Annotated in this window: 23 protein-coding genes and 1 tRNA gene; 12 read left to right on the top strand and 12 right to left on the bottom strand. The window is 56.5% G+C overall.

Translation table 11 applies throughout. From position 1 onward, the window contains the following. The first annotated feature begins 1 nt into the window (after nucleotide 1). Nucleotides 2-1,591, top strand: coding sequence for a microcin C ABC transporter ATP-binding protein YejF (gene yejF / locus NKJ21_RS15520; protein WP_039102382.1), 1,590 nt, complete (start codon nucleotides 2-4; stop codon nucleotides 1,589-1,591). A 3-nt stretch (nucleotides 1,592-1,594) separates the two neighbouring features. Here yejF and NKJ21_RS15525 read toward each other — a convergent pair whose 3' ends face one another. From NKJ21_RS15525 to rsuA, 3 genes are all read right to left on the bottom strand, one after another. Beyond that, nucleotides 1,595-1,939: a YejG family protein gene (locus NKJ21_RS15525; RefSeq protein ID WP_002912974.1), complete on the bottom strand. Its 345-nt coding sequence runs from the start codon at nucleotides 1,937-1,939 to the stop codon at nucleotides 1,595-1,597. Nucleotides 1,940-2,270: 331 nt separating this feature from the next. Further along, entirely contained in the window at nucleotides 2,271-3,467 is a 1,197-nt protein-coding gene (locus tag NKJ21_RS15530; protein ID WP_008804003.1) for a Bcr/CflA family multidrug efflux MFS transporter, read from the bottom strand. Next, nucleotides 3,464-4,183: a 16S rRNA pseudouridine(516) synthase RsuA gene (rsuA, locus tag NKJ21_RS15535; protein ID WP_254732979.1), complete on the bottom strand. Its 720-nt coding sequence runs from the start codon at nucleotides 4,181-4,183 to the stop codon at nucleotides 3,464-3,466. Before rsuA ends, NKJ21_RS15530 begins: the two co-directional genes overlap by 4 nt. A gap of 146 nt (nucleotides 4,184-4,329) precedes the next feature. Here rsuA and NKJ21_RS15540 point away from each other — a divergent pair, with 146 nt between their 5' ends. Together NKJ21_RS15540 and rplY are read left to right on the top strand one after the other, a co-directional pair. Beyond that, a complete protein-coding gene (locus NKJ21_RS15540) occupies nucleotides 4,330-6,087 on the top strand; it encodes a DEAD/DEAH box helicase (protein ID WP_012541014.1) in 1,758 nt (585 codons plus the stop codon). Between the two features lie 136 nt (nucleotides 6,088-6,223). Next, nucleotides 6,224-6,508 carry a 50S ribosomal protein L25 gene (gene rplY / locus NKJ21_RS15545; RefSeq protein ID WP_008804000.1) on the top strand — a complete coding sequence of 95 codons (285 nt, stop codon included), beginning with the start codon at nucleotides 6,224-6,226 and terminating at the stop codon, nucleotides 6,506-6,508. Between the two features lie 58 nt (nucleotides 6,509-6,566). Here the strand turns inward: rplY and NKJ21_RS15550 are convergent, their stop codons facing one another. Then, entirely contained in the window at nucleotides 6,567-7,454 is an 888-nt protein-coding gene (locus NKJ21_RS15550) for a LysR family transcriptional regulator (protein WP_008803999.1), read from the bottom strand. A gap of 103 nt (nucleotides 7,455-7,557) precedes the next feature. Between NKJ21_RS15550 and NKJ21_RS15555 the strand changes: the two genes are divergently transcribed. Next, a complete protein-coding gene (locus NKJ21_RS15555; RefSeq protein WP_239270699.1) occupies nucleotides 7,558-8,844 on the top strand; it encodes a serine hydrolase in 1,287 nt (428 codons plus the stop codon). Nucleotides 8,845-8,864: 20 nt separating this feature from the next. On the opposite strand, the gene NKJ21_RS15560 is transcribed toward NKJ21_RS15555, so the two are convergent. Next, nucleotides 8,865-9,461 (bottom strand): NUDIX domain-containing protein, encoded by a 597-nt coding sequence (locus NKJ21_RS15560; RefSeq protein WP_038421545.1) that lies wholly within the window; start codon nucleotides 9,459-9,461, stop codon nucleotides 8,865-8,867. 81 nt (nucleotides 9,462-9,542) lie between these two features. On the opposite strand from NKJ21_RS15560, the gene NKJ21_RS15565 reads away from it, so the two are divergent. Next, nucleotides 9,543-10,304, top strand: a complete 762-nt coding sequence (locus NKJ21_RS15565; protein ID WP_167807112.1) for a DeoR/GlpR family DNA-binding transcription regulator — start codon at nucleotides 9,543-9,545, stop codon at nucleotides 10,302-10,304. 19 nt (nucleotides 10,305-10,323) lie between these two features. Here the strand turns inward: NKJ21_RS15565 and yejK are convergent, their stop codons facing one another. Then, nucleotides 10,324-11,331 carry a nucleoid-associated protein YejK gene (gene yejK / locus NKJ21_RS15570; protein WP_008803995.1) on the bottom strand — a complete coding sequence of 336 codons (1,008 nt, stop codon included), beginning with the start codon at nucleotides 11,329-11,331 and terminating at the stop codon, nucleotides 10,324-10,326. A 186-nt stretch (nucleotides 11,332-11,517) separates the two neighbouring features. Here yejK and NKJ21_RS15575 point away from each other — a divergent pair, with 186 nt between their 5' ends. From NKJ21_RS15575 to NKJ21_RS15585, 3 genes are all read left to right on the top strand, one after another. Further along, on the top strand, nucleotides 11,518-11,745 hold the full coding sequence (locus tag NKJ21_RS15575; protein ID WP_004195346.1) for a YejL family protein: 228 nt from the start codon (nucleotides 11,518-11,520) through the stop codon (nucleotides 11,743-11,745). An 18-nt stretch (nucleotides 11,746-11,763) separates the two neighbouring features. Next, a complete protein-coding gene (gene yejM / locus NKJ21_RS15580; RefSeq protein WP_110202723.1) occupies nucleotides 11,764-13,524 on the top strand; it encodes an LPS biosynthesis-modulating metalloenzyme YejM in 1,761 nt (586 codons plus the stop codon). A gap of 76 nt (nucleotides 13,525-13,600) precedes the next feature. Beyond that, a tRNA-Pro gene (locus tag NKJ21_RS15585) sits at nucleotides 13,601-13,677 on the top strand. Between the two features lie 296 nt (nucleotides 13,678-13,973). On the opposite strand, the gene NKJ21_RS15590 is transcribed toward NKJ21_RS15585, so the two are convergent. The 6 genes from NKJ21_RS15590 to NKJ21_RS15615 all read right to left on the bottom strand — a co-directional run bounded on the left by NKJ21_RS15590 (nucleotide 13,974) and on the right by NKJ21_RS15615 (nucleotide 18,555). Further along, nucleotides 13,974-14,762: a pyrroline-5-carboxylate reductase gene (locus tag NKJ21_RS15590; protein WP_022065448.1), complete on the bottom strand. Its 789-nt coding sequence runs from the start codon at nucleotides 14,760-14,762 to the stop codon at nucleotides 13,974-13,976. Nucleotides 14,763-14,969: 207 nt separating this feature from the next. Then, a complete protein-coding gene (locus NKJ21_RS15595) occupies nucleotides 14,970-15,509 on the bottom strand; it encodes an L-2-amino-thiazoline-4-carboxylic acid hydrolase (protein WP_070612811.1) in 540 nt (179 codons plus the stop codon). 4 nt (nucleotides 15,510-15,513) lie between these two features. After that, nucleotides 15,514-16,356, bottom strand: coding sequence for a transporter substrate-binding domain-containing protein (locus NKJ21_RS15600; RefSeq protein ID WP_022065447.1), 843 nt, complete (start codon nucleotides 16,354-16,356; stop codon nucleotides 15,514-15,516). Beyond that, nucleotides 16,346-17,098, bottom strand: coding sequence for an amino acid ABC transporter permease (locus NKJ21_RS15605; RefSeq protein WP_012967537.1), 753 nt, complete (start codon nucleotides 17,096-17,098; stop codon nucleotides 16,346-16,348). The genes NKJ21_RS15600 and NKJ21_RS15605 overlap by 11 nt, the downstream gene beginning before the upstream one ends. 9 nt (nucleotides 17,099-17,107) lie before the next feature. Next, nucleotides 17,108-17,806: an amino acid ABC transporter permease gene (locus tag NKJ21_RS15610; protein ID WP_008803989.1), complete on the bottom strand. Its 699-nt coding sequence runs from the start codon at nucleotides 17,804-17,806 to the stop codon at nucleotides 17,108-17,110. Nucleotides 17,807-17,814: 8 nt separating this feature from the next. Further along, nucleotides 17,815-18,555: an amino acid ABC transporter ATP-binding protein gene (locus tag NKJ21_RS15615; RefSeq protein WP_008803988.1), complete on the bottom strand. Its 741-nt coding sequence runs from the start codon at nucleotides 18,553-18,555 to the stop codon at nucleotides 17,815-17,817. Nucleotides 18,556-18,888: 333 nt separating this feature from the next. Here NKJ21_RS15615 and NKJ21_RS15620 point away from each other — a divergent pair, with 333 nt between their 5' ends. The 4 genes from NKJ21_RS15620 to eco all read left to right on the top strand — a co-directional run bounded on the left by NKJ21_RS15620 (nucleotide 18,889) and on the right by eco (nucleotide 21,481). Then, complete coding sequence (locus NKJ21_RS15620; protein WP_004102265.1) at nucleotides 18,889-19,098, top strand: YdgH/BhsA/McbA-like domain containing protein; 210 nt, start codon at nucleotides 18,889-18,891, stop codon at nucleotides 19,096-19,098. 70 nt (nucleotides 19,099-19,168) lie between these two features. After that, on the top strand, nucleotides 19,169-19,357 hold the full coding sequence (locus NKJ21_RS15625; RefSeq protein ID WP_008803987.1) for a hypothetical protein: 189 nt from the start codon (nucleotides 19,169-19,171) through the stop codon (nucleotides 19,355-19,357). 348 nt (nucleotides 19,358-19,705) lie between these two features. Next, on the top strand, nucleotides 19,706-20,815 hold the full coding sequence (locus NKJ21_RS15630; RefSeq protein WP_012967534.1) for an AI-2E family transporter: 1,110 nt from the start codon (nucleotides 19,706-19,708) through the stop codon (nucleotides 20,813-20,815). Nucleotides 20,816-20,989: 174 nt separating this feature from the next. Further along, complete coding sequence (gene eco / locus NKJ21_RS15635; protein ID WP_046881768.1) at nucleotides 20,990-21,481, top strand: serine protease inhibitor ecotin; 492 nt, start codon at nucleotides 20,990-20,992, stop codon at nucleotides 21,479-21,481. The last annotated feature ends 52 nt before the right edge of the window (nucleotides 21,482-21,533 follow it).

Raw genomic sequence — 21,533 nt, forward strand, 5'->3', positions numbered from 1 at the left:
TATGACCCACCCGCTGTTAGCTATCGACAATCTCTCTATTGCCTTTCGCCAGCAGGGCGAGACGCAGACCGTGGTGCACAATCTGTCGCTCGAGGTGGCAGTCGGTGAGACGCTGGCGCTGGTGGGCGAATCCGGCTCAGGAAAAAGCATCTCCGCGCTGTCGGTGCTGCGGCTGCTCCCCACCCCGCCGGCCAGCTACCCCAGCGGCGATATCCGCTTTCATGGCCAGTCGCTGCTGCATGCGGATGAGTCGACCCTGCGCGGCGTGCGCGGCAACCGGATCGCGATGATCTTTCAGGAGCCAATGGTGTCGCTCAACCCCCTGCATACCCTGGAAAAACAGCTCTATGAGGTGCTGTCGTTACACCGGGGAATGCGCAAAGAGGCGGCGCGCGGGGAGATCCTCGACTGCCTGGAGCGCGTCGGGATCCGTCAGGCGCCGCGGCGGCTGGCGGACTATCCGCATCAGCTCTCCGGCGGCGAGCGCCAGCGGGTGATGATCGCCATGGCGCTGCTGACGCGCCCGGAGTTGCTGATCGCCGACGAACCGACCACCGCCCTGGACGTGTCAGTGCAGGCGCAGATCCTGCAGCTGCTGCGCGAGCTAAAGCGGGAGCTGAACATGGGGTTGCTGTTTATCACCCATAACCTGAGCATTGTCCGTCAGCTGGCTGACCGGGTAGCGGTGATGCAGAACGGCCGCTGTGTGGAACAAAATGACTGTCGGGCGCTGTTCAGCGCGCCGGCGCATCCCTACACCCAACGCCTGCTGGATAGCGAACCAGACGGTGAGCCGGTGCCGCTGGCCGTTGATGCCCCGGTGCTGCTGCAGGCGGACGATTTAAACGTGGCATTTCCTGTTCGCAAAGGGATCCTGCGCCGGGTGGTCGATCACCATCGGGTGGTCAACAGCCTCAGTTTTCAGCTACGCGCCGGCGAGACGCTGGGCCTGGTGGGCGAATCGGGATCGGGAAAAAGCACCACCGGTCTGGCGCTGCTGCGCCTGATCTCATCCGAGGGAAAGATAACTTTTGCCGGCCAGCCGATTCAGGGGCGTAACCGTCGACAGCTGCTGCCGCTGCGCCGACAAATGCAGGTGGTTTTTCAGGATCCGAACTCGTCGCTCAATCCGCGCCTGACGGCGCAGCAGATCATTGAGGAAGGCTTGCGCGTCCACCAGCCGACGCTGACGGCAGCCGAACGCGAACAGGCAGTGATCCTTGCCATGCAGGAGGTTGGGCTCGACCCGGCCAGCCGCCAGCGCTACCCGGCGGCGTTCTCCGGTGGCCAGCGGCAGCGTATCGCCATCGCCAGAGCGTTGATCGTCAAGCCGCAGCTGATCGTCCTCGACGAGCCGACCTCATCACTGGACAAAACCGTTCAGGCGCAGATCCTGAATCTGCTGAAAGCATTACAGCAAAAGCATCAGCTGGCCTATATTTTTATCAGTCATGATTTACGCGTGGTGCGGGCGCTGTGTCATCAGGTGATGGTGCTGCGTCAGGGAGAGGTGGTTGAACAGGGCGAGTGCCAGTCCGTCTTCAGCGCACCCCGACACGAGTATACCCGCCAGCTGCTGGCGCTGAGCTGACGGTCAGAAGGGGTTGTTGCCGGAGAAGGGCTCGGCGATGGCCACGCCAAAATTTTTCAGACGACAGGTGGCGGCGAATTCATCCTGCAGGTTAACGAACAGGCACGGTTCGCCTTCGCACTCAAGGACTGAACAGTCGACTTCGATGTCGCTTAACGCCTGGCTGAGCTTATGCATTACCGGCCAGGCTTTTTCACCGTCCGGACTCAGCAGTTTCAGGGCAACGAGGCTGTTCTCGTTCTGCGCGCCGTTTTGCGGAATCGGTTCAACTCTGGAACCCGCAAAACCGGCCAGCCAGCGATAGCTCTGCGGCAGACGGTGTACGATAGAGAGTTGTTGTGTATTCACGTGGTTTCCCCGGAAGCAAAAGGCTTCACAATAAATTTACATCAATATTAACACACTGTTGACAAATAGTCCTGCCTTGACGCAGAAAACGTTTACAGCCGCGGCGGGCCAGGGTTAAGCACTTATAATCCAGCGCGTTATTTTTTATACCCGGCGAGCCGATTGGCGCTATATGTACCCGTTTCTGTGATCCAAAACAACTTTTTTATCGCAACAATGCGACTTTTTACACTAATTGATTTTACATAAAGGAAACAAATCGCAGAACCCTGAAGCTCATTCTGGTTGACATGTATCAAGAAAGGGGCGATTTCGCCCCTGAAAATGTGACCTAGTGTGCGATTTTTCGCCGGCGGGAAGCGTAAAGCGAGAAGAAAATAGAACAGGTTGCGCAGAAGGCAATAGAGATCAGCATCGGCCAGGCGGTGGTAAACGTCGCCATCGACAGCAGCGCGCCAATGATCGCCCCGATACCAAAACGAAACGTTCCGGCCAGTGACGAAGCGGTGCCGGCCATATGCGGAAACTCATCGAGGATCACCGCCATGGCGTTAGACGACACCATCGATACGCAGCCGACAAAGGCCGCCACGCCGATCACCAGCGACCAGAAGCCGACGTCCAGCAGCGCGCAAACCACCATCCATACCGCCATGGCAAACTGGATCCACAGCCCGGCGCGGAACATGCGCAACGCCCCCACCCGCCGCACAAACCGGCTGTTGAACATGGTCATCAGGAACAGAAAAACAATGTTCAGCGCAAAATAGTAGCCAAAGTGCTGAGGCGCGACGTGGTTAATATTGATGTAAACAAAAGGCCCGGCGCTGAGAAACGAGAACATCCCCGCGAAGCTAAAACCGCTCGCCAGCATATAGCTCAGAACCCGCTTGTGACGGAACAGAGTGGCAAAATTACCCAGCGTGGTGCGCAGATGGAACGGCTGACGCCTGTCAGCTGGCAGCGTTTCGCGGATAAACAGGCCGATCATCAGCGAGGCGAGCAGGGCCACCAGCGCGAGGATCCAGAAGATGGCATGCCAGCTAAACCAGACCAGCACCGCCCCGCCGACCATCGGCGCCACCAGCGGCGCAATGGTCGTCACCAGCATGACAAACGACATCATCCGTGAAAACTCATCTTTCGGATAGATATCGCGCATCAGGGCATTGATCACCACGCTGGCGGCCGCGGCCGCCAGACCGTGGAAGAAACGCATGACAATGAGCATATCGATGGTCTGCGACAGGGCGCAAGCCACCGCCGCCGCGGCGAACACCAGCGTCCCGCCGAGGATCACCGGTTTGCGACCAAGGCTGTCTGCCATCGGCCCGTACAGCAGCTGACCCAGCGCAAAGCCCAGGATATAGGTGCTGAGCGTCATCTGCGCGCTGCCGTCCGGGACGTTGTACTGGGCGGCGATCACCGGCAGTGCCGGAAGATACATATCGATCGACAGCGGCATCAGCATGGCCAGCAGGCCGAGGATAAACACAATTCCCAGAGAAGAATTCTGCTTCACTGTCACGTTTTACTCCGTGCCTGCGGGGCGCCTACGCTGGCGATTTCCGTTTCCGTCAGCGGACGATATTCACCCGGCGCCAGCGCGTCATCCAGCAGGATATCGCCGATGCGCTCCCGGTGCAGGCCAACCACATGGTTGCCCACGGCGGCGAACATGCGTTTCACCTGATGGTAGCGCCCTTCGCTGATGGTCAGGCGCACTTCGGTCGGGGTGATCACTTCCAGCACTGCCGGCTTAGTGAGATCTTTTTCATTGTGCAACTGGACGCCTTTGGCAAACAGCTCTGCGGTCCCTTCCGCCAGCGGGCTTTCCAGCTCCACCAGATAGGTTTTTTCACAATGGTGGCGCGGCGAGGTAATGCGGTGCGACCACTGGCCGTCGTCGGTCATCAGCACCAGCCCGGTGGTGTCGATATCCAGGCGCCCGGCGGCGTGCAGCTTGTGCGCCACCGGCTCATCGAGAAAATAAAGGATAGTCGGATGATCGGGATCGTCGGTGGAACAGACGCAACCCTGCGGCTTGTTCAGCATAAAATAACGGGGGCCGTTCTGCTGGGTCAGCGTATTGCCATCATATTCCACCTCGTGCTCTGGCTGGAGCTTAAAAGAGGCATCTTTCACAATGTCGCCGTCCACGGTAACCCGGCTGCCGCGGATTTCACGCCCGGCAATAGCCCGGCTGACGCCAAGCTGCTGAGCGATAAACTTATCAAGTCGCATGAATTTTTTTAGCCTGTAATAGTGCTGGAGCGGGCAACTCGCCCGAAAAAGAAGAATTTCACTGGCTAGTATAACGGGCTCTTAACACCACTCAAGGGAAAAGATTCATGGCATACTATTCGCGAGTTAATTAGCCCCGTGAATTCATGACTTTTACATTACGCCCCTACCAACAAGAAGCCGTCGATGCCACCCTCGCCTGGTTTCGTCGCCATACCGAGCCGGCGACCATTGTCCTGCCCACCGGCGCGGGCAAAAGCCTGGTGATTGCCGAGCTTGCCCGGCTGGCCCGCGGCCGCGTGCTGGTGCTGGCCCACGTCAAAGAGCTGGTGGCGCAGAACCATGCGAAATACTGCGCCCTTGGCCTCGAGGCGGATATCTTTGCCGCTGGTCTGCAGCGTAAAGAAAGCCACGGCAAAGTGGTGTTCGGCAGCGTGCAGTCGGTGGCGCGCAACCTCGATCAGTTTCACAGTGAATTTTCGCTGCTCATCGTCGATGAATGCCACCGTATCAGCGATGACGACGACAGCCAGTATCAACAGATCATAAGCCACCTGCGGCAGGTGAATCCTCAGCTCCGGCTGCTCGGCCTGACGGCTACCCCGTTCCGCCTCGGCAAGGGTTGGATCTATCAGTTTCACTACCACGGCATGGTACGTGGCGATGAGAAAGCACTGTTTCGCGACTGCATCTATGAGCTGCCGCTGCGCTATATGATTAAGCACGGCTACCTGACGCCACCGGAACGCCTTGATATGCCGGTGGTGCAGTACGATTTCAGCCGTCTGCAGGCGCAAAGCAACGGCCTGTTCAGCGAAGCCGATCTTAACCACGAACTGAAAAAACAGCAGCGCATAACACCGCATATCGTCAGCCAGATCGTGGAGTTCGCCGAAAGCCGTAAAGGGGTGATGATCTTCGCCGCCACCGTGGAACACGCCCGGGAAGTAACCGGTCTGCTGCCGGCGGCGCAAGCCGCGCTGATCACCGGGGAAACGCCTGGACCAGAGCGGGATCGCATTATCGAGGCGTTTAAAGCGCAGGAGTATCGCTATCTGGTGAACGTCGCGGTGTTGACTACCGGCTTCGACGCCCCGCACGTTGACCTGATCGCCATCCTCCGCCCCACCGAGTCGGTGAGTCTTTACCAACAGATCGTTGGCCGCGGCCTGCGCCTGGCGCCGGGCAAAACCGACTGCCTGATCCTCGACTACGCCGGCAACCCGCATGACCTGTACGCCCCGGAAGTGGGGACGCCGAAGGGGAAAAGCGACAACGTGCCGGTGCAGGTCTTCTGCCCGGCCTGTGGTTTCGCCAACACCTTCTGGGGCAAAACCACCGCCGACGGCACCTTGATTGAGCATTTTGGCCGCCGCTGCCAGGGCTGGTTTGAAGATGATGACGGCCACCGCGAACAGTGCGACTTCCGCTTTCGCTTCAAAAACTGCCCGCAGTGCAACGCGGAAAACGATATCGCCGCCCGCCGCTGCCGCGAGTGCGACACGATTTTGGTCGACCCGGACGATATGCTGAAGGCGGCGCTGAAGCTAAAGGACGCGCTGGTGCTGCGCTGCAGCGGCATGGCTATGCAGCACGGTAGCGACGAGAAAGGCCCGTGGCTGAAAATCACCTACTATGATGAGGACGGCGCCGACGTGAGTGAGCGCTTCCGTCTGCAAACGCCCGCCCAGCGTACCGCCTTTGAGCAGTTGTTTATCCGCCCGCATACCCGTACGCCGGGCGTGCCGTTACGCTGGATAACCCCGGCGGATATCATTGCCCAGCAGGCGCTGCTGCGCCATCCTGACTTTGTCGTCGCCCGAATGAAGGGGCAATACTGGCAGGTGCGGGAAAAAGTTTTCGATTATCAGGGCCGTTTCCGTCGCGCCAATGAGCTGCGTTAATCCGCCAAAAACTGAGGTTTTGATTGCCGCTGTGCCGATTGGCGGCTATAATGCCGCCCGCTTTTGCATTCGCAAAGCAGATAATCTGCCTGCAGCTGGGTCGCCTGTTGCAGGCTTTATATATAGAGAGACATCAATGTTTACTATCAACGCAGAAGTACGTAAAGAGCAGGGTAAGGGTGCGAGCCGCCGCCTGCGCGCAGCTAACAAGTTCCCGGCAATCATCTACGGTGGCGAAGCTGCTCCGGTTGCTATCGAACTGGATCACGACAAACTGTGGAACATGCAGGATAAAGCTGAATTTTACGGCGAAGTTGTGACCCTCGTTATCGATGGCAAAGAAGAGAAAGTTAAAGTTCAGGCTGTTCAGCGTCACGCGTTCAAGCCGAAACTGACCCACATCGACTTCGTTCGCGCGTAATCGCCGATAGCAAGTTGTATGGCAAACGCCCTGGTGTCTTCTGACCCGGGGCGTTTTGTTATCGGCGCCGCCAAAGTTCCGGCGCCTCGTCCACGAGGTCGCTCAGCATCCGGTGCTTATTCATGCCGGGCAGCCAGAGCATCACCATGGTCACGTTCAGTCCCTGACTGCCGACCTCGGTAGCTATTTCAGCAACCCCCTGCCACTCGCCTGGCCGTAAATGTTCCGGTAAAAACCCCCAGCCCATCCCCTGCTCCATCGCATGGCGCAGCAGCGCGATTTCATTCATATACAGCGTATGGCCGGATATCTGTAGCCGGCGGGCGATCTGATCGTCACTGCGCCGGTGCATCACCAGCTGTGGCGTTAGCGATAAATTCAGCAATGTCAGCGGCCGTGCGGCGTCAGTAAACAATCCTTGCGCGGCGTAAAAACGTAAATCAACGGTGCCCAGCGCCCGCCACTCCATTTCGCTGCCCAGCGTACGATTATTAGCCTGGCAAATGGCCATATCCGCGATGCCCTCGCTCAGCGCCTGCTCGGCTTCGCGCCGCGAGGCGCTCCAGCAGCTTAAACGGATCTGCCGCCGGGCAAGCGTATCAGCCAGCAAACAGAGAAATTCACGCGGCACGAAGGGATCGTACACCAGACGTAACGCCTGCCAGGCCGTTTGCGGCAGCGTTTGCGCAAAAGACTCGAAAGCCTGCGCCTGACGCAACAGCAGGTGTGCCTGGCGAAAAAGCTGCTCGCCTTCGGCGGTTAGCGTCAGGCTACGCCCTTCACGGCTGAACAGCCGGTAGCCCAGCGCATCTTCCAGATAGTCCAGCAGATCGCGAAGCGTGGTCCGGTCTTTAGCTAAACGAATGGCCGCCTGCGACAGGCTGCCAGTTTCGGCGATGGTGGCGAAGGCCTCAATCTGTGCGAAAGAATACTGCAGGGTTTTCATCCCTCTCTCCCTTGCGGGGGAAAATCCCCCCTATGCTGATTTTAGCCTTCGCGAGCCGATTTATATACTGCGCAGCGAATCTATGGCAAACGAGGAAATAAAAATGATAAAAAAACTACTGGCTCTGGCGTTAATTTTGGCGGCGCTGCCGGCGGCGGCGATGGCGCAAAACTGCGGCGACCTGACGCTGGATGTCTGCCCCACCCCTTACGACCAAACGCTACCCGCGGCCAAAGACATGCTCACCTGGGATCAGGCGTCACGCGTCGTTGGTTTTCGTAACGACTATCGCAATTATGCCGGAGACGTCTTCCGCCACGGCGCAGCGGTCCCGCTGGAGCGTGCTGAAAAGCCACTGACCCACGCCAGCTATACCCTCAACGGCCACACCTGGACGCTACAGGATTACCTGAAGCGCGAGAACGTCAGCGGCATGCTGGTGCTGAAAGATGGCAAAGTCGCCTGGAAATACCTTGGCAACGGCAACACCGATACCACGCTGTGGACCTCTCGCTCGGTGGGGAAATCGGTGGTTTCGACGCTGGTGGGCATCGCCATTCAGCAGGGGAAAATCCACTCCCTCGATGACCTGATTACCGTTTATGAACCCGAACTAAAAGGCACCGCCTGGGACGGTGTAACGCTCAGGCAACTCATTCAACATACCAGCGGCGTGGACTGGAATGAAGATTACACCAATCCGCAGTCGCACTTTGCCCGCCTGACCCAGTGTGAAGCGCAGCCCGGCGCCTATGATTGCGTACGTAAAATTGTGTCGACGCTGTCGCGTAAACACCCGGCAGGCGAGCAGTGGTCCTACTCTTCCGGCGGCGCCTGGTTGCTGGGCGATGTGCTGGAACGCGCGACCGGTATGTCGCTGGCCGCCTGGCTTGAGCAGTCGCTGTGGCAGCCTGCGGGTATGGCCCACGATGGCGTATGGCATGCTTATCAGCAAGGGAAGCATGATGTTGGCGCCCACGGCTTTAACGCCACCCTCGAAGACTGGGGCCGCTTTGGCGAGTTTGTCGCCCGCGATGGTCGGTTAAGCAACGGCAAACAGCTGGTGCCCGCAGGTTGGTTCGACCAGGCCGCAAGCTGGACAAAAGCGCTGAACTCGGTTTCAGCAGCGCATCCGCAAGGTATCTACGGCTATCAGTGGTGGAACAACGCCATTCCGGCCAATGCGCAACACGTACAGCCGACGCCGCAGGAAGGACTGCAGGGCTCGCTGTGGGCGCTGGGGATCTATGGCCAGGTGATCATGGTGAACCGCGCGGAACATCTGGTGATCGTCCAGTGGTCGACCTGGCCGCAGGCGGAACCGTCCTTCAACGCCCAGCCGCTGGAAGCGGCGCTGATGTACAGCGCCATTGCCCGCGAATTGCGCTAATCTCCCCTGCTCCTTGCCGCTTAGCCGGCGAGGAGCGTATCGGCATTCAGCGCCAGATGCTGCAACAGCATTATCGTTTTCGCATCCATGATCTCGCCATCGCGAATAGCCTGCAGCGCCCGCGCCAGCGGCCACTCCAGCACTTCAATATCCTCACCTTCTGCCGCCAACCCGCCGCCGTCGCCCCGACGATCATCGGCCTGATATTCCGCGATAAAAAAGTAGAGCTTCTCGGTCACGGAGCCTGGACTCATAAAGACAGTGAAGACGGGTTCGACACGCGTCACGCGAAAGCCGGTCTCCTCTTCCGCTTCGGCAACGATCCGCGCCTCCGGAGAGGCGTTATCCAGCAGCCCGGCGGCAGCCTCAATCAGATACCCATCGTGACCGTGGATAAATACCGGAAATCGGAACTGGCGCGTCAGGACCACCGTCCGCTTCTCACGGTTATAGAGTAAAATGACCGCGCCGTTGCCGCGATCATAGGCTTCCCGGCTCTGCTCCTGCCAGCAACCGTCCCGGCGCAGCAGTTCAAAAGTATATTTTTTCAGGGTGTACCAGTTGTCAGAGAGCAGCGTCTCGCGAACGTGGCGGACGTGCGGTGCGTGAGTTTGCATGTTATATCCCCTTTGAGATGACAGCCGGCACCATAACATGCATAATCAGGCACAAACAAGATCATTCGTGAAGGAAAAATCATGCTCGCCAGTCAGAGAAAACAGCAGATCCTCCAGATCCTCACCGAGGAAAAACAGGTGATGTCCGGGGAGCTAAGCCAGCGGTTCAACGTCTCCGAGGACTCCATTCGCCGCGATCTGCGCGAGCTGGCGGCGGAAGGAAAACTGCAGCGGGTCCACGGCGGCGCACTGCCGGTTTCTGCCGCTATTGCGCCTATTGAAACGCGCAAAAGCGTGCAGATCGCCTCCAAGCAGGCAGTCGCCCGCGCCGCCGCCGCGCTGATCCAGTCTGGACAGGTGGTGATTGTCGATGGCGGCACCACCACTGCGGCAATGATCGGCTTTTTACCTGCGGAACTGAACTGTACGGTGGTCACCCACAGCCCTGGCATCGCCGTGGCGCTGGTGGACCACCCGCGAATCGAGGTGATCCTGCTCGGGGGCAAAGTGTTTAAACATTCGGTCGTCGCTGTGGGCGCCGAGACGCTGGCGGGTATGGCGCGGATCAATGCCGATCTGTTCTTTATGGGGGTGACCGGCATCCACCCGCGGGCAGGTTTCACTACCGGTGATTATGAAGAAGCGGGCATCAAACGCGCACTGGCGGCCAGAGCGGCGGAAACCGTGGTGATGGCGTCCCGGGAGAAGCTCAACGCCGCGTCAGCCTTTGCCATCGGCGAACTGAGCCTCGCCAGTACGCTTATCGTCGACGGTGAACCCGACGCCGCGCTGCGCCAGCAGCTGGTGCAGTGCGGCGTGGAGATCATCCCCGTTCAGCGATAGCGCCGACAGGGCATGGGGCTTAATTGCCGCCGGACGTCCGGCGCTGCAGCTGGTCGCGCAGGTTCGGCGGGGTGCCCTTAATGGTCAGGGTATCGGTGGCGGGATCCCAGAATACGCGTTCACCTAACAGCATGGCGTCGAAGTTAATGGTCAATCCGCCGCCGCTGCCGGCAAACTTGGTCAGCTGGCGTAAGGTGCTGCGATCCGCCGGGAAGCTCTCTTCCAGCTCATAGCCCTGCGCGGCAGTGAATTCCTGGAAGCTCTTTTCGCTGACGCCGGCGAGCTCTTTGGACAGCGACTCCAGCTCAATCTCTTCCCCGGCCTGCAGCTGTTCGTTACAGTACGCGTAGACCTGCTGACGCACATTCTGTCGCTCGGATTTATCAAGCTGAGCATCGGCGGCGAAGTCGTCCACCGCCTGCAGCAGGCCGCGGTTCTGCGCTTTGGCGTTAAGCCCTTCGCTGGCGCCGAGGAAATCCATAAAGAAATCGGCCACTTTGCGCCCTACCCGCCCTTTCAGGAAGGTCAGATAGCGGGTCGACTCCGGGTTGGTTTCCCACTCGGTTAAATCGATGCGCGCGACGATATCAGCATGGTTAATATCCAGATAATGGGTCGAGCGGATATCCAGCTCCTCGTTGACGCGCATACTGCTCAGGTTATTGAGCACCGCCACCAGCAGATACTCGACCGCGAGGTAACGATACTGGCAGAAGAGGACGATCCCCCCTTCGGCGAACGGGTATTTCGCCAGTTCATCGCGCAGACGACCGGTCGCCGCGCGGCTGAACGCCAGAAACTCCTCTTCCCCCTGACGCTGCAGGCGCAGCGCCTGCGCCAGTTCGCTCTCTTCATTGAACAGGCCATAGGCTTTGCTTTTGGCGCTATAAACCCGGTGCAGTTCAGCCATCATCTCGACGACCGTCGCGTTCGGCTCCAGCAGTGACTCGCGCAGCACCAGCTCCAGATTTTGTTCATCACGTTTGATTAACTGATGCAGGGCAATCTGGTCGATATCCAGACTCATGTTAAACTCTCCTTTTAGACCGGGCGGTATTCAACCACCGCCGGGTTGCCGACGCAACTGGCGCCACACATTTCGACGTTGTTACCGACGATCGGTGCGCTTTTGCGTCGCGGCGAAAAAATGCGGAAAAAAAGCTGCTGCTACGGTAATATGTTGCCCTTTCACGAACAAACAGATTTTGAGTTTATGCCGCAAATTTCCCGCTATAGCGATCAACAGGTCGAACAGTTGCTCAGCGAGCTAACGAACGTCCTGGAATCACACAAAGCCCCGGTTGACCTTTCACTAATGGTGTTAGGCAATATGGTGACCAACCTGATCAACAGTAGCGTCGCGCCGGCGCAGCGTCAGGCCATCGCCCGTTCTTTCGCGCAGGCTTTGCAGTCTTCCATTAACGACGATCCGGCGCATTAAGGATAACAGCAACAGTATATGGTGACTCTACGTCAGCCCTACCGAGAAAAAGTCTCCCAGATGGTCAGCTGGGGGCACTGGTTCGCCCTGTTCAACATGTTGTTGGCCATGGTGCTCGGCAGCCGCTATCTTTTTGTCGCCGACTGGCCGACGACGCTTGCCGGACGGCTTTTTTCGTACGTCAGTCTCGTCGGACACTTCAGCTTCCTGGTGTTTACCAGCTATGTGCTGATCCTCTTCCCGTTGACCTTTATCGTGGTCTCGCAGCGCCTGATGCGCTTCCTGTCGGTGATCCTTGCCACCGCCGGGATGACGCTGCTGCTGATAGATAGCGAGGTCTTCACCCGCTTCCATCTTCACTTAAACCCGGTCGTCTGGGAGCTGGTCATCAACCCTGACCAGAATGAGATGGCGCGCGACTGGCAGCTGATGTTTATCAGCGTCCCGGTCATCTTTTTGATTGAAATGCTCTTCGCCACCTGGAGCTGGCAGAAATTGCGCAGCCTGACACGCCGCCGTCATTACGCCCGCCCGGTCGCCTGGTTCTTCTTTCTGTCGTTTATCAGCAGCCACCTGGTCTATATCTGGGCGGATGCCAACTTCTATCGCCCGATCACGATGCAGCGAGCGAATCTGCCGCTCTCTTATCCGATGACCGCCCGCCGTTTCCTCGAGAAACATGGTCTGCTCGACGCCCAGGATTATCAGCGTCGTCTGGTTGAGCAAGGGGCGCCGGAGGCGGTATCGGTCCAGTATCCGCTCAGCAACCTGCGCTACCGTGATCTCGGCGCGGGCTACAACGTGCTGCTGATCACCGTCGACAACCTGAACTATTCGCGGTTTGAAAAGACCATGCCGGCGCTGGCGGCGTTCGCCAAAGAGAACGTCAATTTTACCCAGCATATGAGTTCGGGTAATACCGCCGACAGCGGCCTGTTTGGCCTGTTCTACGGTATTTCACCAGGCTATATGGACGGTGTCCTCTCGGCGCGTATTCCCGCCGCGTTGATCACCGCCCTCAACCAGCAGGGCTACCAGCTGGGCCTGTTCTCCTCCGATGGGTTTAGCAGCCCGCTCTATCGCCAGGCGCTGCTCTCCGACTTCTCGCTACCGAGCGCGAAGACTCAGAGCGACGAGCAGACGGCCAATCAGTGGATCGGCTGGCTGGACCGTTACGCGCAGGATGAGAATCGCTGGTTCTCGTGGATCTCGCTCAACGGCACCACCCTCGACGACACGCAGCAACAGGGCTTTGTCCGCCGTTACAGCAAGGCGGCAGGTGATGTTGACGCCCAGATTGATCGGGTGCTGACCGCGCTACGCGCAGCCGGCAAGCTCGACAACACGGTGGTGATTATCACTGGCGGCCACGGCAAGCCGCTTAACGTCAAACACGACTCGTTCGACTGGTCGCGCGAGCAGTTGCAGGTGCCGCTGGTTATTCACTGGCCGGGCACGCCGGCGCAGGAAATTGCCACGCTGACCGATAACAAAGATGTAATGACCACGCTGATGCAGCGCCTGCTCCACGTTTCGACGCCAGCCAATGAGTACTCCCAGGGTGAAGATCTGTTCAGCGCCGCACGACGTCGGAGCTGGGTCACCGCGGCCAACGGTGATACGCTGGCCATTACCACCCCGACCATCACCGTGGTCCTCAACCATAACGGCACCTATACCACCTGGAGCCGCGACGGCGAGAAAATTAAAGATCAGAAACCGCAGCTCAGTCTGTTGCTGCAGGTCCTGACTGACGAAAAACGCTTTATCGCTAACTGATTGATTAATTATGAATCAATCGCGCGCGACCCGCTTGCATTCGCTCGGGGAACGGGTAATATTGTTCCCCACGCGTCGGCACGTAGCGCAGCCTGGTAGCGCACCGTCATGGGGTGTCGGGGGTCGGAGGTTCAAATCCTCTCGTGCCGACCAAATCATTCACCGGTAAGTTTTGTTAACGACCGGTAACCCTACAGAAACCCGCACTCTCTCTGAGTTTGCGGGTTTTTTGTTGCCTGTTTTCCGTCGAATTTAAACGGGATCTTCAGGCATATTCCCCCTGGCATGTCGAATGACCAATGCCTGAACTTGTCCTGCTCCCCGTGGATTAATAGACGACGTTAGCGACCCGGCTGGGCTACCGTACTTATGCAGCCTTAAGCCGCACCTTTAAGCGCATCGCCGGAAAAGCGCCGGGTGCTGCACGGCCAGTGGCGGGAAGAAGGGGTTTAGCGCTGTCCCAGTTCACGGGTACGCCTGACCGCCGCCAGTACGCTGCGCTGAAGGCCTGCGGCAAAATCACTGTTGTTCAGCTCATACAGAGCGTGGATCCCGACTCCCGCCGGCGAATTATTGATATCCAGAAGCTGACGCGGATGCTTCTGGCTTTGGCGCAGCATCTCGACCGCGCCGAGGAGGTTCTCCAGCACCACCTCCGTCGCCTGAGGCCGCGACAGCCCCGCCAGTACGCCGGCATCGGTAAGCGACTCAATAAAGTAGTAAATATAGTTAGGCCCCGCGACGCCAAAACCGGTAAAGACATCGATCAACCGCTCTGGCAGATACAGCACTTTGCCAAAACCGCGCAGAAACGGCTCGATCTCAGCCGCGCTGGCGTGGGCGTTTAAGGTCACGCCGCTATAGCCAAATCCGGTATCGGTCAGAGTATTGGGGATCGTCCTGGCAATCGGCGTTGTCTCACCAAACAGGGAGGCCAGCGTTTCCAGGGTCACTCCCGCGATCAGAGAAACCACCGTCGTTGAGCCGTTTAGCTGGGCGCGCACGCGGCTCGCCACCGCCGCCAGATCGTCCTGCGGACGGATCCCCAGCACCAATAAAGAGGCCTCGCTTAAGCCACCGTCGCCCGACAACCGATAGCGGGAGTGCAGAGCCTCGATTCGCGTGCTGTCGATATCCTCCAGCGAGATCGCGTCCGCCCGCAGCGTACCGTTGCTTAATGATGCGCGAATAATCGCCTCCGTCATCTGTCCGGCACCAATAAAATGGACCTTTGCCATAGTTTTACTCCTTATTCAAAACGCTATTCGTCGTGACCAACACCGAAGCGCCGGCCTTGTCGCGCCGGGTCGGCAACGCGAATCCCCGTTCCGTCAGTGGGATAAATCCGTCCGTCAACGTCGCCGTCAACCGTGGTGAGCTTTTGCCCGCTCAGTGCCTGAATCGCCGCTTCTGGCTGATTAATAAACTGGTTGCGTGGCCCCCACTTAAGGTTGCCATTCCGCCTCATGCGACTCTGACTGATAAAAACGCAGCCGACAGGCGGCATCACCGCGAGCCAGCGCGGTCTGCACCTCTAAACGCAGCCCCGGAAACGCGTCAGTTAACGCATGATCCCCTTCCATGCAGATATCGCATAGCGTCTCAATTTCGCTGGCGCCCCGCCCCTGCTGCCGCCAGCAGTTGACGTAAGGACAGTAATGAAACAGGACGATAAATTCGGCCCGGCTGGCGCTAACGGGCTCCATCTCATAAACCTGAGATTCCAGACCGCGGGTAAACAGCCCGGCAAACTCCTGCAAATCCTGGCGATCGCGCATTTGCTCACGCAGCTTATGCCCGATATCGCGGCCATAGTGGCGTATGGCTTCACGCGCAAAATCATCCGCGATATGTCGTTGTCGGCTTTCGTCCAACAGGTAACCGATGGTAGCCGCGCGTTTTTCAGTAATGGCGCGCAGCGCCAGGGTCACCTCATCGTTTAAGGTGGCGGCGTTATGCGCCGGTTCCGAGCTTATTTGCGTCATGCGTTTATTCCCAGTCGGTATTCACTTTGACGTCGCTGGCGCCCGGCAGGGCATACACATCTTCGGCGTACCATTTCCGTGAGAGCTCAGCGAGCGTGCCGTCCTTTTTCAGGGCAACCAACTGCGCATCAATCGCTTTGATCAGCTGCGGGTCGGTATTTTTTTTATACAAATAGACGTTAGGAAACAGGCCGACGGAATCCGAAGCTTTCAGATTGAGATTTAGCGCCTTATTTAACGCCAGCAGTGCGCCAATGGGATAAATCGCCGCATCGTATTCCCCGGAAGCGACCGCTTTAAAGATATCGGCGGCGGACTGCTCGCCGTTGGGCTGCAGGTTAATTTGTTGGCCTGGATGTTTTTTGTTGTAGTTTTCAATCACCGTATAACGGGCGTCGGAGGTATGAATCGGCACCAGCTTTTTCTTACCGCTGGCGAGATCGCCAAGGTTATGAATATCGTTCTCATCGTTACGTACAATCAGGCGTAAATCGCTGATCCCGGTCGGCTCGCCGGAGTGGTCGTATTTTTCCGCCCGCTCTTTGGTAAGATAAAAGTGATCCGCCGCAAGGGTATACGCGCCGGTCGACAGGCCGACGATCATCGCGTCGCGCGAGACCGCATTAAAATGAAACGTATAGTCGGTTAACCGCTGGTCCAGCACCTTTAACAGATCGCCATCGTAGCCGGTAATATTGTTGTTATCGTCAACAAAGCTAAAGGGAAAACCGTTAGCGTTAACGACAACCTCAATCGTCTTCGCGTGCGGACTTTTTTCAACCGCCTGTGCGGCGTTAATTCCCATTGCCAACGTCAGCGCACTCACCAGTAAAATTTTATTTTTCAAAATACCTTCCCCAAAATGATAACCGTGGAACACTCTTTTGTACGTTTCCTTGCCAGCGGGCGCGCAGAAACCGTTCTACACTGCGCAATGCTCTGGCAATTGCCAGGCACAGCGCGATATAAATCACCAGCACGACGCAATAGGCTTCGACAAAATGAAACCCGCGCGCGGCGGCGATATTGGCTTTCGCCATCAGATCAATAACGGTGATGGTGTAAACCAGCGAGGTGTCTTTAATCAGATCGATCAGCACGCTGGTGAAGTTCGGCAGTGCGGATACTGCCGCCTGCGGAAAAATAATGCGTCGGAACTGCGTGAACCCGCTTAGCCCAATTGACCATGCGGCCTCGCGCTGCCCCTTATCAACCGCGTTCCAGCCTGCGCGAAAGGTTTCGGCGAAATACGCGCTGAAAATCAGCGATAGCGCGGTGACCGCCGCCACCAGTGGCGAGAGTTTATAGTGGTACATATTATCCTGCGGGCCGCCAAACAGCCCGGCGGCTATCCACGGCCAGACGTAAAAAAAGAAATACAGCATCACCAGTACCGGGACCGAACGGCTAAAGGAGAGAAATACCTTCGCCCCCCATTGAACCCCGGGAACCTGACGAATAATCACCCACGCCAGCGCCGCGCCCAGCAGAGTGGAAAAGAGTAAGGACAATAACGTTATCACCAGGGTAACCGGCAGCGCGCTTAAAATAAACGTAAAATTGTCCCGAATGAACGCCAGGCTAAACATGTTAATCTATCACTCCAGCAGGAACTGATACTTCTTTTCAATACGAGTGGTAAAATAGAGAATAATACTATTCAGCACCCAGTAAACGATAATAACACTAATAAACGCCGCAACCTGTTTAGCCCCATAGCTATTTTGCGAAATCTTTTGTGCACGGCCAAAAATATCTACAATACCAATAATATTGACCAGTGAGGTCATCTTCACGAGGTTAATTAAAAGATTACCAAAAACGGGAATGGCAATAATGAGCCCCTGGGGAAAAATAATCCGCAGCATTCCCTTATGCCAGGGAATATTGAGGCTGATGATGGCCTCTTTCTGGCCGGTATCCACCGCACGCCACGCGGAGCGCATCATTTCTGCAAAATAGGGACTGATGCTGACCGAAATAGACAACACCGCAAAGGTGGTATCGCTAATCCATAGCGGCGGCAGCGCCAGCGCAGTCAAAATTAATTTTCCGCCGAAGAAAAACAGCAGGATCAGCAGCGCCAGGGGGGCGCCACGCAGAATGTCGGTATACCCGTTTGCCACCGCGCTGAGCGGCTTAAAGCGACTAAACTGCAGCAGCACAATCAGCAGCGCGATCGTCAAACCAAGCAGCAGTGAGGCCAGCGTTATCCCGAGGGTCACGGGTAAATTTTCCAGCAGTTTCGGCAATATTCCGGCGATATCCTGCCAGTTAAAGAGCGGGTTATTGTTCATCATTAGCCTCAGGCATGATAGTGCAGTTGCGCCAGAAACGCCCGGGTTCGCCCCTGCTGTGCTGCGCCAAATATCTGTTCCGCCGGGCCCTGCTCAACGATTTCGCCGTTTTCCATAAATACCACCCGGGAAGCGACCTGGCGGGCGAACGCCATTTCGTGGGTCACGATAATCATCGTCTGCCCCGCAGCGGCAATCGTCTGAATAAGCTCCAGCACTTCACCAACTTTTTCCGGATCCAGCGCGGAAGTCGGCTCATCCAGCAGCAGAACGGCGGGGTTTATTGCCAGCGCCCGCGCAATCCCGATACGCTGCTTTTGGCCGCCGGAGAGACTGTGCGGATAGCTGTCTTTTTTATGCAATAACCCCACCTGCTTTAAGAGTTGTTCAGCAATATCCTGCGCCTCCTGACGCGGGCGCTTTTGAGCGTAAATCAGGCCTTCGGTAATATTCTGCAGTGCGGTCAGATTATGAAAGAGATTCCACGATTGAAAAACCATGGCGGTTTTTGCCCGTAGCTTTTCAATCTCCTTTTTGCCCGCTTTTGCGCAATCCAGCGCCACATCATCTATTCTTATTTGCCCGCTATCGGCAGGCTCCAGGAAATTAAGTGTACGTAATAGCGTGGTTTTCCCTGAGCCACTGGGGCCAATAATGCAAATAATCTCACCGGAATGAATACTGAGCGAGACCTCTTTTAGCACTCTTTCACCGGAGAAGCTTTTACTGATCTTATTAATAGTTATCATAATTAAATATTCGTGGATAATTTTTATTTGCCGCACGCCGGCGCTTATTGCTGCCTAAAAACTATATTGCTGCAGTTCAGATGATAGCAAACAAGAAAATCATCTATCGAAAGTTAAAAAATAACTTTTTATATATTTGTTATGACAATGAGGCTGAATTGTAATTTAGCTTTCTTAACAAAACTGGATGGCAATACTTGACAATGATTATTCAAATTTACTGAACAATGAAAGCAAATTGTTTCGATTTTAATCATCCGGCCGTCAGCCTATCATTTATCACATCGGGGCAACAACGCTCCAACACTGACAAAACACTTAAGGAATACGACCATGAAATCCATCAAAACTTTCGTTGCAGTTGCCGCACTCTCTATGATCTCTTTCGGTACTTTTGCTCAGAGCATCAGCGCCAGCGCTTCCACCCTGGACCGCGCAGAAGCCAAAATTGCCGCGCAGGCCGCAGAGCAAGGCGCGTCTTACAAAATCACCAGCGCTCAATTCAATAACCGCGTACATATGACCGCTGAGCTGACGAAATAAAATAGCCACATTGCCGGGCCGCCGGAAGAAACAGGCGACAGCGACAACACGATGAAATAAGGAACAGAACATGAAAAATATCGGCGTAGTCACCGCACTGCTGTTGGCCGCTACACTTTCGTCCGGCGTGATGGCCGCAGAGAAGAGCCAGACGCATCCGGAGGCGGGTTCAAATATCGATACATCGATGCATCAGAATCATATTGATGTCAGCCATGCCTTTGATAAAGAGAGCCTGACCGCAGGCAATCTTCAGTAAGACACTGCATAAGGCGCGCGTGGAAATATCCGCTGCGCGCTTTCTTTCTGCCCGTTTGACCATGGATTATCCGCCATAACCTCCGCTTTTGCCGTATCGATATACTACGCTTCTACACCTCGTTGCTTCCTGACAGCACATTTTGCAGATAACACTGCTTTCATCATGGGTACCGGACAGGCATTGAAAGCAGAAGTTGTCTGTTTTACTCAATAGCGTCCGCAGGGTTTTCTGCCAGGGTTTTTATCCACTTTTTCCCCTCTGTTATAGAGTACGACTATCCTGATGGTAAATTACGTCGTAGCATCTATCATTCGACTGTATAACTCATAAGCAGGAGCGGATGACATGAGAGTTAATGGACTTACCAAAGGATTTTTCATCCTTATCGTCTTTATTGTAACCCTGGCCTTTTTTGATGTTCTCTCACCCTATTATTCCGCCATCCTCTGGGCCGCGATCCTTGCGGTGATTTTTAATCCGGTCAAAAACAAGATTCGCACTCGCCTCGGCGAGCGCAATGGCCTCGCGGCGCTGCTGACCATCGTCATCATCTGCCTTATCGTTTTTACGCCGCTGGCGATCATCCTCTCGTCGCTGGCCTACGAGCTGAACGTGGTGTATAGCAAACTTCAGCATAACGACACTCAGTTCCCGACGGTGGTCGCCAGTCTGTTTGCTCACCTCCCCGGCTGGGCCAGAGGTTTCCTTGCCGAGCACAACCTCGATAGCGCGCAGCAGATCCAGCAGCAGCTCTCCGATGTTGCGCTGAAAAGCGGCCAGTATCTGGCCGGCAGCGCGTTTCTGATTGGTAAAGGCACCTTTGGCTTTACCGTCAGCTTCGGCATTATGCTGTACCTGCTGTTCTTCCTGCTGAAGGATGGGCCTTACCTGGTGCTGTTGACTCTCGAATCTCTGCCGTTATCGAGCTATGTGAAGCAGCACCTGTTCGCTAAATTCGCCGCGGTCGCCCGCGCCACGGTAAAAGGCACCGTGGCCGTGGCGCTGGCGCAGGGGGCGCTGGGCGGCTTTGCCTTCTGGGTTGCCGGTCTGGACGGCAGCATTCTGTGGGGTGCGCTGATGGCGTTCCTGTCGCTTATCCCGGCGGTAGGCTCGGCCATTATCTGGGTGCCGGCGGCGATTTACCTCTTCGCCACCGGGCAGCTGTGGCAGGGCGCCTTTATCGTCGGCTTCTTTGTGATTGTGATTGGCCTGGTGGATAACATTCTGCGTCCGCTGCTGGTGGGCAAGGATACCAAAATGCCGGACTACCTGATCCTTATCGCCACGCTGGGCGGCATGGAGATCTACGGTATCAACGGATTCGTTATCGGGCCGCTGATTGCCGCCTTGTTTATCGCTTGCTGGAACCTGCTGTCGGGACGAGAGCATGCGGGTAATACCGATGAAATAGATGAAGAGTTCATTGAGGAAGCGAAAAATAGTCGTAATGAATAATTTCACCGGCAGGCCTCTGCCGGCCTGCCAGCGCCCCTGTTGCGCTCTGCGCGGCCGACATCTTACCAGTAGATAACACTATTCATTTTGCAAAAATTGGTAAATAAATCTTAACATTTAGCCAGGTGATGATAGGCTATCTCTGTCAGGAACGAAAATAAAGGATGATCAACCGTGAAAAAAATCACTACGCTAGCCGTTTCTCTGCTGACCGCCGCCTGCATGTCCGCTGGCGCCCAGGCCGCAGAACAGCCGCTGGAAAAAGTCGCGCCGTTCCCGAAAGCGGAAAAAGGCATGAAGCGTCAGGTTATTCAGCTGCCGCAGCAGCAGGATGAGTCAGCGCTGAAGGTTGAGCTGATAATCGGCCAGACGCTGGAAGTTGACTGCAACCACCATCGTTTAGGCGGGAAGCTGGAAAGCAAAACCCTGGAAGGCTGGGGCTATGACTACTATGTCTTTGATAAGCTGAGCGGCCCGGTCTCTACCATGATGGCCTGCCCGGATGGCAAGAAAGAGAAGAAATTTGTCACTGCCGGTCTCGGCGATGATGCCATGCTGCGCTACAACAGCAAGCTGCCGATTGTCGTGTACGCGCCGACCAATGTCGATGTGAAATATCGCATCTGGCGCGCCGACGAAACCATCGGTAACGCCGCCGTCCGCTAAGTCGACCCATCAAACCGACAAAAAAAACGGCAGCCCGCAGGCTGCCGTTTTT

It is taken from the genome of Klebsiella sp. SWET4 (genome assembly GCF_024296565.1).
Taxonomy (GTDB): Bacteria; Pseudomonadota; Gammaproteobacteria; order Enterobacterales; family Enterobacteriaceae; genus Klebsiella; species Klebsiella variicola.